General features: G+C 68.4%; 2 protein-coding genes. Both read right to left on the bottom strand.

The features are described from left to right. On the bottom strand, positions 1–394 hold a 394-nt coding region (locus tag AC1D15_RS30625; RefSeq protein ID WP_477828993.1), incomplete at its 3' end, for an MCP four helix bundle domain-containing protein. Positions 395–453: 59 nt separating this feature from the next. Beyond that, a partial coding sequence (locus AC1D15_RS30620; RefSeq protein WP_477828992.1) for a methyl-accepting chemotaxis protein occupies positions 454–1713 on the bottom strand: 1260 nt, incomplete at its 5' end.

Genomic DNA, 1713 nt, shown 5'->3' with positions numbered 1-1713 from the left:
GATGGAACGCGAGTGCGACCTTGCGCGCTTGCACCGCCTTGTCGAACAGCGCCTTCATCTCGGGGTCGGACACCAGCGCCTCGATCTTCGCGATCGTCTCGGCGTTCGCGGCCGAGGTGGCCTTCGACTGCTTCGTCAGCTCGTCGGAGAACTCACCGGTGCCCAGGCGTGCATTCGTCGTCGCGCGCAGCGTGTTCATCGCGGCCTGTGCATTCCAGTCGCGCGCCAGCTGCGTCATCTGCCATTCGGTGGCCGACAGGCGCTTCAGCGTCGAGGTGGTCTGCTTCAGCTTGATCGCGCTGTAGCCGGTGGCCAGCACCATCAGCAGCACCAGCAGGCTGAAGACCAGCCCGAGCCGGGTGCCGATGCGGGCGTTGCGGAAACTGAACTGCATGCAGCGCTCCTGGGGGACAAAGGGGGACACGGCACGCCCGAAGGCGCGCCCGGGGTGGGTCAGGCGCTCAGCCGGAACACCGACACGACGCCCGACAGCTTCACTGCCTGCTCCTTCAGCGATTCGGCGGCCGCGGCGGACTGCTCCACCAGCGCGGCGTTCTGCTGCGTCATCTGGTCGAGCTGCGTCACTGCGGTGTTGACCTGGCCGATGCCGTCGCTCTGCTCCGACGCCGCCGAGGTGATCTCGCCGATGATGTCGCTGACGCGGCGCACGCTGGTGACGATCTCGGTCATCGACTGGCCGGCATCCGCCACCAGGCGCGAACCGGAGTCGACCTTGTCGACCGAGGCGTCGATCAGGCTCTTGATTTCCTTGGCCGCCTGCGCGCTGCGCTGCGCGAGGCTGCGCACTTCGCTCGCGACGACCGCGAAGCCGCGGCCCTGCTCGCCGGCACGGGCTGCTTCCACCGCGGCGTTCAGCGCCAGGATGTTGGTCTGGAACGCGATGCCGTCGATCACGCCGATGATGTCGGCGATCTTCTTCGAGCTGGCATGGATGTCGTTCATCGTCGAGACGACCTGCGACACCACCTCGCCGCCCTTGCCGGCAGCGCCTTGCGCCGACGAGGCCAGCTGGTTGGCGGTGCGCGCCGAATCGGCGGTCTGCTTGACGGTGCCGGTCAGGTGGCCCATCGACGATGCGGTCTGCTGCAGGTTCGAGGCCGTCTGCTCGGTGCGCGAGCTCAGGTCCTGGTTGCCGGTCGCGACCTCGCTGCTGGCGACCTGGATGCTGTCGGCCGATTGCCGGACCTGCGTGACCATGTCGTGCAGGCTGGCGTTCATCTTGCCGAGCGAGCGCATCAGGCCGGCGATCTCGTCGCTGCCGTCGGCCGTGACCCGGCGCGACAGGTCGCCACCGGCCACCGCGTCGGCGAGTGCCGCCGCCTGGGCCACCGGCACCGTGATCGAGCGCGTCAGCAGCCAGGCGAACACGGCGCCCAGCACCAGCGCGAGGCTGCCGGTCACGCCGATCAGCAGGCGGCCGCGCAGCGCGTCGGCATCGATCTGCTTCGCCATCTGGTCGATGGATTTCTTCTGGTAGTCCACGTAGGCCTGCATCACGGTCACGTAGGCCGGCGCGACGACCTGGAAGCTGGTGTCGTAGATGCGCGTGGCTTCTTCGGTGTTGCCGGCGCGCTTGGCGGCCATCATCCCGTCGCGCGCCACCAGGTAGGTCTTGCGCGTCTCTGCGATGCGGTCGAGCAGCACCTGCTCCTCGGGCGTGGTCGGGAAGRCCTTCAGCGCCTGGGTGATCTC

This window comes from Rhizobacter sp. P2_H2 (assembly GCF_056403375.1).
Note: the sequence above shows the minus strand (reverse complement) of the source record. Positions and strands in the feature narration are given on the sequence as shown.